This is a genomic window from Pseudomonadota bacterium (assembly GCA_039815145.1).
Taxonomy (GTDB): domain Bacteria; phylum Pseudomonadota; class Gammaproteobacteria; order Steroidobacterales; family JBCBZW01; genus JBCBZW01.
Genome location: JBCBZW010000178.1, coordinates 1 through 8,820 on the forward strand (window position 1 = coordinate 1; position 8,820 = coordinate 8,820).

Consider the following 8,820-nt stretch of genomic DNA (forward strand, 5'->3'; position numbering starts at 1 on the left):
GCGCTCGGCTCGAAGTCGTAGGGCGCGTCAGGGAGCACGCTCGTCGGTGCCACGCCGGAGATGGTCGGCGCCGAGTTCACGCCCGCCTCGACGGTGATCGTGAAGGGCGCGAGGCTGGAGACGGCCACGCCGTCCGAGACGCTGATGGTGAAGCCCGCGTAGTCACCGGTATCGCTCTCGGTCGGGGTGCCCGACAGGGAGCCGGTGGTGGCCGAGAAGCTGGCCCAGGACGGCAGGTTCGCCACGCTGAAGGCGAGCGTATCGCCGTCGGCGTCGGAGGCGGACGGAATGAACAGGTATGGGAGATCCACACCCACCGATGCCGGTGCCATGCCGGTGATCACCGGGGGCGAGTTGGGCGGGGGCGGTGGGATCTCGGGCGCGCGGACAACCAGGGTGAACGGCGGCAGTGAGTCCAAGGCAGAGCCGTCGGACACGGTAATCACCAGGTTCTCGTAGGTGCCCACGTCGTCCAGGCTGGGCGTGCCGCTCAGGGTGCCGTTATCGGCCGAGAAGCTCGCCCAGCTGAGGTTGGTGGAGATGCTGAAGAACAGCGAGTCTCCGTCGGCGTCGGTCGCGCCCGGGGTAAAGCGGTAGCTCTCGCCGGCGATGACCTCGGTGCTGGGATCACCGAAGATCGACGGCGCCCGGTTGGACGGAGCCGGCGGCGGTGCAGGGGGTTGCTCGTTGGAGACCACCACGATCTCGAAGGGCTCGAGGGCCGACTCGGCGACACCGTCGCTCACGCTAATGACGATGTTCGGGTAGGTGCCCACATCGCCCTGCTGCGGCATGCCGCTCAGGGTGCCGTCGGCGGTGGAGAAGCTGGTCCAGCGCGGTGCGTTGTCGACCTTGAAGGTCAGGGCATCGCGATCGGCGTCGCTGGCGTTCGGCACGAACGTGTAGAGGATGCCCGTCTCGGCGCGCTCGGCCGGCGACCCGTCGATCGTCGGTGCCGCGTTGGTGTCCTCAGGCGGTGGGGGTGTGCCGCCGCCACCGCCGCCTTCTTCGCCGCCGCATCCTGCCACCGTGGCGGCGATGGCCAGCATTGCCACCCACGCCGGCGCCGACGCCCTTGCCCGGGAGACCTCGCGCGCTCTGCACGATAGCGATCGCAGCCTGGTGGATAACTTGGCAAGCATCTACAGGATCACCCTTGGACAACAGCTGGGGCCGGAACACGGCCGTGTGAAGTAGGACGAGGCGGTCGTGACGGGGCGAGGCCGTCAGCGGTTCGTCGTCCGAGGCGCTGAGAAGCGTCAACAAGCACGCTCCCAAGGGGGGTAGACGACCGATTCGGGGGGATCTTGAGGCGCCTTATTGGACGCCCGTCGCACTTCTGGCGGAGCCATCCGGCCGAACGCACGGCTTTTTGACGGAAGCGGCCAGGGGAGGGGTGAGACGCCTAGCTACCCACGCCGAAGCGGGATGCAAGCCCTTGTTTGCATAAGGCGCGAGCGCTATTCTCCGCCGCTGCTCGCTGCGCCTCAGCGGTCCCCAGGCGCGCGGTGGCGGGCCGGGGTTCGCCGCCAGCGACGGTGAACCGAATCCCCGTTCATTTCTCTGCGGAGCACTGGCGATGAGCAATCCCCTAGAGCGCACGGTGTTCACCTACGGCTCCGGCCGTTCGGGCACCACGCTCCTGGCGAAGCTGCTCGACGCCTCGCCGCAGACCCTTTACCGCCACGAGCCGGACAAGCTGCGCAAGTGCCCCGAGTTGCCGTTCCTGCCGGAGCCCGAGGAGTACGCACGCCTCGAGGCACCCGCCCGGCGCTATCTCCTCGAACTCACCCGTCCCGCGGTGCCGTCCGTCAGCGGTAAGCGGCCACACTTCCGCAAGGACTTCCGCTCGCCGATGGCGGAGCATGCGAAGAACGCGCTGCTGGCCCCCCTCTCCGCTGCCGAGCGCTTCGGACTTCGCTTGCCCGTACCGGATCTGGCGCGGGGGGATGGATTCTTCTACCTAATCAAGTCGGTAAGCTCCGTCTGTCGAGTGCCCATGTTCGCGGCTGCCTCGGCGCCCACGAAGTTCATCCACATCGTGCGTCACCCGGGCGCGGTGCTCGCCTCCCTTTTGCGGGGTATCGAGCAGCAGTTGATGAATCGCGACATGTTCATCCACGAGATCGCTCGCATGTCTAACGCCAAGGCCTTCGATATCCCGGTCGACCGCCTCGACGCTCTGAGCTACGAGGAGCAGGCCGCCTACACCTGGATGGTTCAGAACGACAAGAGCGAGCGAGAGCTGGGTGCCAACCCCAACTACCTCCTCGTGTCCTACGAGGACATCTGCCTGAACACCGTGGATCGGGTGCAGGACATGTGCGAGTTCATCGGTATCGACCTGCACGAACAGATCCGCACGTTCATCGACGAGATGAACGGCAGCGGCGAAGGCGGCTACTTCTCGGTCGCGAAGAACCCCCTTGGCAGCATCTCGCGCTGGGAGGAGCAGCTCCCGGCGGAGATCGCGGAGCGAATCGAGACTATCGTGCAGCAGTCGGCGGTCGGGCGGTTCGCCCTGGAGAAGTACGCGATGGTACGACGCCAACTGCAAGATGCGGATGACCGATGAAGATCCTCTACCACCATCGCGTCGCGTCTAAGGACGGTCAGTACGTACACATCGATGAGCTGACCCGAGCGCTCAAGGCGCGCGGCCATGAGTTGATCATGGTGGGGCCGAAGTTCGCCGACGAGAAGGAGTTCGGTGCCGACGGTGGCTTCGTCGACTGGCTCAAGCGCCATATGCCTAAGGCGGTGTACGAGCTGATGGAATTCGGCTACAGCCTGCTCGCCTACTGGAAACTCCGCCGTGCCGTGCTGGAGCACAGGCCGGACTGCTTGTACGAACGTTACACCCTCTTCATGCCCGCCGGCGTGTGGCTGAAGAAACGGTTCGGTCTCCCGATGTTGTTGGAGGTCAACGCGCCTCTGCGTCAGGAAAGGGCCAAGCACAGTGGCGGGCTCGCCCTGCAAGGGCTGGCGCGCTGGAGCGAGCGCTACTGCTGGAAGCATGCTGATCGCACCCTGCCGGTCACCCGTGTGTTAGGGGACATGGTGGTGGAAGAGGGCGGTCATGCCGAACACGTGCGGGTGATTCCTAACGGCGTCGATTGGGATAAGTTCCGTGACCGTCCGAGCCGGGACCAAGCGAAGGAGGCCCTCGGCCTCGGCGGTCGCCTGGTGCTCGGGTTCACCGGGTTCGTGCGCGATTGGCACGGCTTGGATCGCGCGGTCGATCTCGTGGCCCGCTCGCCTGAGCGACACCTGTTAATCGTGGGCGATGGCCCGGCGCGGCAGACCATCGAGGCACGCGCGCAGGAACTCGGCGTCACGGATCAGATCACGGTGACCGGCATCGTCGGCCGCAGTGAGGTGGCCGGCTACGTCGGCGCCTTCGATGTGGCCTTGCAGCCGGACGTGGTGGCGTACGCCTCACCGTTGAAGCTCTTCGAGTACTTGGCCATGGGCAGTGCTGTGGTGGCGCCGGACACGGCGAACATCCGCGAGGTCGTCACCCACGCCGAGACCGGGTGGTTGTTCGATCCCGATCAACCCGCGGGGCTGCTAGGAGCGGTGGAACACCTGTGCGAGGAGCCCGCCTTGCGCGAAGCGCTCGGGCAACGGGCCCGCGAGAGCATCGACGAACGGGGCTTCACCTGGGCCCAGAACGCCGAGGTGGTGGAGGGGTTGTTCCGCGACCTGGGCGTTCGCGACTAGTTCGTGATCTGCAGGTTGGTGGGCGGCTCGGGGATCACCACCTTGGGCAGGCGGATGATGTAGGCGGGCTTGTCGTGCGCCGCCACGATGCCGATCGCACGATCGTCCTCCAGGAACACGAAGCGACCGTAGCTGCCCTGCTGGAGGGTCTGCTCGATTACATCCCCCGTGAGCGGGTGGCGTGTGACCGCAAAGGTCGACGCATTGATCTCGTAGAGGCTGCTCCACCCGGGGCTCTCGTCGTCACCGCCGATCACCCAATAGGTGTTTAAGCCTGCATCGAACATCGGGCTCGGGGCATCGGCCTGCTCGATCTCCCGATCGCCGCTGAGCGCGACGCTCTCGAGGCTGGTGGTCTCATTTTCGAAGTCGATGTTCCACAGGAACGAAGCGCCAACGCCGATCTGCAGGCCACGGTCGCGGCTGGGATCCCAGGCGCTGGGGCGATCCGGCTGAAAGGGGATGCTTCGCGAGGATTCGTCCTGTCCGCCCCAGGTGTCGGTGTCGCAGTTGAAGAAGACGGTGGTGAAGCGGCCGCGTGACAGCGCGATTTTCCGTGTCTCGGGGTCGTAGAGGAGGTTCAAGAAGAAGAGGGGGCTCGACACGGCTGGCAGGTCCGGTAGTCGGGTCCACTCGCCGGTGCCCAGGTCGAACTTCCAGGCCGTTTCCGAGCCGCCGCCGCCCTCGTCGTAGGGTGCGCCGCCGAAGCGGTAGAGCGTGTTGTTGTGGTGGGCAAACACCAAGCCGTCGTAGGTGTGGGTGGAGAGCGGCTTGCCGTCCAGGTAGTCGGGAAACTGCTCGCCGTTGGGGCCGTCGCGAAAGCGCACGTCCGCCACATCGCTGATGGAGATGAGTTCGAAGCCGACGGGGCCGTCCGTGCCGGCGAAGTCATATTGGTAAATGCCGTTGTTCGCACTGTCTCGGTGGCCGCCGCCGTGCACCCAGAGTTTGGTGCCCTCTACAGCTTTGAAGCCTCCGGACCAGGAGCGGACGACGCCGCGGAGCTGTTGCACGGACGGGTCGTTGTCCAACCAGTCCTGGGGCGTCGCGTCCTCCATGGTCTCGTTGCCATTGGTCGGGGCGAAGGCGCCGGTCAGCGCTCTTACCTCGTAGGGTTCCATGTCCTCGATGTAATCGACGGACGCGTTGGCTCCCCCCGCGGTGGTCAACAGCAGGAGGGCGAACAGGATGGAAAGCGGGTTGGCGGGGACCGTGTACGAGCTCATATCAGTGCGCGGTGACAGGAACGGGTTGGGCCCAGGCATTGCGGTTCGGGCAACAGTTTGCGCTCGTCCAGGCCTTACACCCTCCTCCGAGCGGCCGCAGAAGGTACCACAGGGGGCCGGCCGGGCGCGTGTGTCTGCCCACAGTCTGTCAATTTCGTCGTAAGATCCGGGGCCGCTGACCAGCCAAACGCTAGGACATGTGATGAATCGTCCGACTGAAGGGAAGCCTCTTGGAACAGGGCGGCTGTTGCTGCTAGGCGCCACGGTGGCGACGGTGATGAGCGCGTTGGTGGCCGTCGGGCTGCTCGCCCTGGCTAAGCTCTCGGGTCACAGCCCCGTCGCGGTGGCCGGGCAGGTACTCAAGTCACTGTCTGCAGGCTCGGCCGTGGCCAGTTTAGAGCAGCGCGTCACGGCGTTGGAGCATGCGGTGGCGGCGTTGGCCCCGCCTGCCGCGGCCCTCGCACCACCCGATTCGTCCTCGCCAGCGAGTACTGCCCGGCTCGCCGCGGCCAGCCAACCACCGCCCATGACAGCGGCCCCGACGCCCGCCTTCCCCGACGCTGCGAAGGTGGCCGAGGTGGACTTCGCACCGTCCGTGGCAGCTCCCACCTTTCGCGGCCGTGAGCTTCGCGTCTGTGCGGAGAAGAGATGCCGCTTCAAGACCTTCGTCGACGCCCTCGAGGCAGCCAAGGACGGCGACACGATTCGCCTCGCGCCGGGGCTCTACGGCGAGTGCGCCAACAAGATCAAACCTAGCATCGCCGTTATCGGCGATATCGCGCCCGATGGCACCCGTGCCACTTTCAACACGGCCTGCGCCGGCAAGGGCGCGTTCAACTTCTCGAGCAGTCAGTTCCTGCTCGAAGGCGTGCAGATTCAGGATATCGCCGTCTCGGACAACAACGGAGCGTGCGTGAGGCTGCAGCCCCGCGCCCAGACCAGCCAGGTCGCACACTTGCGCAACGTGATCTGCCTGCGCAGTGAGAACGGGGTCATGGGCGGCGTCGGCCCCGAGGGGGCCCTGATCGTGGAGGGCTCCTTGCTCATCGGCAACGGCAAGGACGGGCGGGCTCATGGCATATACGTGAACAAGGGGCGCGAGGTGATCTTGCGCGACAGCATCGTTCACTCCACCCAGGGCAGTGGGCACAGCGTCAAGGTGGGCGCTCATCGGTTCATCGTGGAGAGTTCCATCGTGGCCGCGTTGAACGGCCAGAACTCGCGCGGCATCGACTACTACGGTGGCGGTGTGTTGCGGGTGGTGGACAGCGTGCTGCAGCAGGGGCCGAACTCCAGCAACCACGACATCATCGGGCTGGCCCAGGAAGGGCGCAGACTCAACCTCGGTGTTCCCCACGCGGCTTACGTGAGCGATAGCTGGTTCATCTACGACGACCCTGATCGCTGCTGCCGTTGGTTGCTGTCGGGGCGCGAAACGGGGGAAGTGGTGCTCGAGAACAACACCTTCGTCGCCATCAACGGCAGCCGCCTGAAGGCTTTCGAGGACCGCGACAACCGGCGCTTTGACAGTCGCGAGGCCGCGGGACTGCCGGCCTACGCGCCGGCGCTGTCCGCGCTCCCGCGTCCAGCGGCCTGGGACGAGGGTTAGTTGACGCTGAGGTTGGTCGGTGGCTTCGGCGTCGTGCCGATGCCGGACTCGCCCAGGTCGCCGATGTCCGGCTGACCGATGCCGGTGATCGCCGCACCGCGGTCGGGGGCGGCGCCGGTGAACCCGTCGGTGATGTTGGCGATGGCGATACCGTTGCCGGAGGCGCCGCTGTTGGCGCGCAGCTCAGGCCAGTAGGTCTGGGTGACCTCGGTCAGGTAATCGCTGCCGAGGACGATCTCCGTCACGAAGGGGTTGCGCTCGCAGATCGAGTGCGCCGTGAAGCGCTTGGTGAGGCCGCTGAAGATCGGGTTCGTGGGCGGCACATCACGCTCGGCCTCGGCGAAGTTGTCGAACACGCCATCGAACTGCACCCGTCCGTCCGGATACCAGCAGTTGTGGCTGAAGTCCACGTTGCTGTGGCCCCGGTTGCTGATGCGTAGCGTATCCGTGCCCACGCCGGTCCAGATCAGGATGTTGTTGCGCACACCGTAGTACTCGGTGGGGCCGTTGTTGTCCTGAATCCAGCCTGCCACCTGGCGCGTCATGGTGGTGACCACCACCGTGTTGTTGTAGACGAAGTTGCCCGAGTTCTGGTCGTTCCACTTGTGCGGTTGGCGACCGATGTTGATCGCCGTGTTGCGGGCGACCAGCAGCGGTCCGCCGTACAGGGGGTCGAGGGACAGGAAGGTCATGCTGTTGTGCGAGCGATTGTCGTAGAAGCTGATGTTGCGGTGGCCGTGGTCGGCCTCGAAGAAATCATCGCCCGAGTTGCGCGCATCGTTGCGGTAGATGTGGATGCCGAAGCTGTAGGTGTTGGTGTCGTTGCCTGAGTGGCTCGCCACCGAGAAGCTGTCGCCGAAGCCGCGCACGGTGTTGTTGAAGTAGACGTTGCCGCTGCCGGGCACGTTGAGGCCGTCGTCGGTCCAGGTGAGGTTGGTGTCGACGAAGGCCGAGGTCCAGATGTTGTTGCCGATCACCGTGTTGTTGTAGACCAGCACGCCCTGGGCCTCGGTCACGAACTGGATGCCGCGGTCCACCTCGGTGATCGTGAGGTTGCGGAAGGTGATGTTGTTGTAGGAATCACCGCCCGTGTTGGTCCTGCCGTCGTTGCCGAGGATGCCGCGCTGGCTACTGCCATCCACCCCCACACCGCGGATGGTCATGTTCTCCAGGATGAAGTGGTTGATGTGGCGCTCGAGGCGAATCACCGGGCCCGGTGATCCCGTAGGCGCCGACTGCAGGATCACGCCGTCGCGGCTTTCGCCGCGCACGTAGATGGGCGCCACCGCGGTGGCGTTGAACGCCTCGGTGTCGGCCGCATCGCGAGCCCCGGTGATGGAGAGAAAATCAGGCAACTGATAGGTGCCGTCCTGGAACTCGATCACATCGCCCGCGGTCACCGCGTTCAGGGCGTCCTGGATGTCGTCGAAGCTCATCGTGGCGTTCAAGGTCACGGTCGCCGGCGGCGCGGCGCCCGGCAGGGCACGCGTGGTCATGGTGGCCGTACGCACCACGGGGGCCACACCGTCGTCCAAGGTCACCTCCACATCGTAGGTCGTGCCCGGGTTCAAGCCGATGATCGGCCAGGCGAAGGCGTCCAGGACTTCGCCCACGGCAGGGGCGTTGGTGGCGGAGGGTTGGATGCGGTAGAGGCTGTGCGCCTCGATCCAATCGCTCGCGCTCTGCTCCTTGTAGCGCACGGCGGCGCTGGTGCCCGCGTCGGTGGCGCCGGTGATCGGCAGCAGCAGCGACAGCTGTTCGGGGGTGGCCGGACCGTCGTGTTGGAGTGTGCCGACGTTGATGGCTGCCTGGCTGGCGCCTGCGAACATGGTTGCCGCCAGGAGCAGGTGCGTGAGGGTCTTTGGCCGGAGGGTGTCGAGCGCCATGAGCTAACTGAATGCCTCTACGGTGGTGGTATGCGCTGCGTCGGAATCGGCCGTCGTCCCGCGCGGGAGAGGCGCCGTAGGCAGTGCCGCATCTAAGTTAAGAAGGTTGTTCGCTTTCGGTCGCGACATCGTCAGCCCGCTCGAGGGTGTGGGGTGTCAGGGCGATGGGGGCGCGACCCGTCTCCCCGAGGGAGACGTGAAACCATGGCTTGAGGTCGCTGAACATGATCTCCAGGCTCCACAGCTTCAGGAACAGAGCTCGGCCGATGCGCTTCCAGCCGAGGTGATCGTGCGCCCGGCGCGAGGCCGTGTTGAAACGCGTCAAACGGCTGAAGGTATAGCGCACTCCGCGCTCACGCAGGTAGCGACTCGCCCC

General features: G+C 65.7%; 8 protein-coding genes. 4 read left to right on the forward strand and 4 right to left on the reverse strand.

All coding sequences use genetic code 11. The annotated features are described in order from the left end of the window. The coding region (locus tag AAF184_23320; GenBank protein ID MEO0425286.1) for a putative Ig domain-containing protein at window positions 1–1,049 on the reverse strand (1,049 nt) is incomplete at its 3' end. Between AAF184_23320 and AAF184_23325 the strand changes: the two genes are divergently transcribed. The 3 genes from AAF184_23325 to AAF184_23335 all read left to right on the forward strand — a co-directional run bounded on the left by AAF184_23325 (window position 1,039) and on the right by AAF184_23335 (window position 3,723). After that, on the forward strand, window positions 1,039–1,197 hold the full coding sequence (locus AAF184_23325) for a hypothetical protein (protein ID MEO0425287.1): 159 nt from the start codon (window positions 1,039–1,041) through the stop codon (window positions 1,195–1,197). The two genes, AAF184_23320 and AAF184_23325, sit on opposite strands and share 11 nt — an antisense overlap. 382 nt (window positions 1,198–1,579) lie before the next feature. Next, on the forward strand, window positions 1,580–2,575 hold the full coding sequence (locus AAF184_23330; protein ID MEO0425288.1) for a sulfotransferase: 996 nt from the start codon (window positions 1,580–1,582) through the stop codon (window positions 2,573–2,575). Next, window positions 2,572–3,723, forward strand: coding sequence for a glycosyltransferase family 4 protein (locus AAF184_23335; protein MEO0425289.1), 1,152 nt, complete (start codon window positions 2,572–2,574; stop codon window positions 3,721–3,723). The genes AAF184_23330 and AAF184_23335 overlap by 4 nt, the downstream gene beginning before the upstream one ends. Here the strand turns inward: AAF184_23335 and AAF184_23340 are convergent. Next, window positions 3,720–4,949 carry a kelch repeat-containing protein gene (locus tag AAF184_23340; GenBank protein MEO0425290.1) on the reverse strand — a complete coding sequence of 410 codons (1,230 nt, stop codon included), beginning with the start codon at window positions 4,947–4,949 and terminating at the stop codon, window positions 3,720–3,722. The genes AAF184_23335 and AAF184_23340 overlap by 4 nt on opposite strands. Window positions 4,950–5,151: 202 nt before the next feature. Here AAF184_23340 and AAF184_23345 point away from each other — a divergent pair, with 202 nt between their 5' ends. After that, on the forward strand, window positions 5,152–6,558 hold the full coding sequence (locus AAF184_23345; GenBank protein ID MEO0425291.1) for a right-handed parallel beta-helix repeat-containing protein: 1,407 nt from the start codon (window positions 5,152–5,154) through the stop codon (window positions 6,556–6,558). Here the strand turns inward: AAF184_23345 and AAF184_23350 are convergent. Continuing rightward, entirely contained in the window at window positions 6,555–8,444 is a 1,890-nt protein-coding gene (locus AAF184_23350; GenBank protein MEO0425292.1) for a hypothetical protein, read from the reverse strand. The genes AAF184_23345 and AAF184_23350 overlap by 4 nt on opposite strands. A gap of 97 nt (window positions 8,445–8,541) precedes the next feature. Beyond that, window positions 8,542–8,820 (reverse strand): hypothetical protein (locus tag AAF184_23355; protein ID MEO0425293.1); only part of this gene is annotated, 279 nt, incomplete at its 5' end.

Excerpts from the sequence above, each read along its gene's own strand:
- AAF184_23325 (MEO0425287.1), top strand. The coding sequence starts at position 1,039 with ATGGCCAGCATTGCCACCCACGCCGGCGCCGACGCCCTTGCCCGGGAG.
- AAF184_23330 (MEO0425288.1), top strand. The coding sequence starts at position 1,580 with ATGAGCAATCCCCTAGAGCGCACGGTGTTCACCTACGGCTCCGGCCGT.
- AAF184_23335 (MEO0425289.1), top strand. The coding sequence starts at position 2,572 with ATGAAGATCCTCTACCACCATCGCGTCGCGTCTAAGGACGGTCAGTAC.
- AAF184_23340 (MEO0425290.1), bottom strand. The coding sequence starts at position 4,949 with ATGAGCTCGTACACGGTCCCCGCCAACCCGCTTTCCATCCTGTTCGCC.
- AAF184_23345 (MEO0425291.1), top strand. The coding sequence starts at position 5,152 with ATGAATCGTCCGACTGAAGGGAAGCCTCTTGGAACAGGGCGGCTGTTG.
- AAF184_23350 (MEO0425292.1), bottom strand. The coding sequence starts at position 8,444 with ATGGCGCTCGACACCCTCCGGCCAAAGACCCTCACGCACCTGCTCCTG.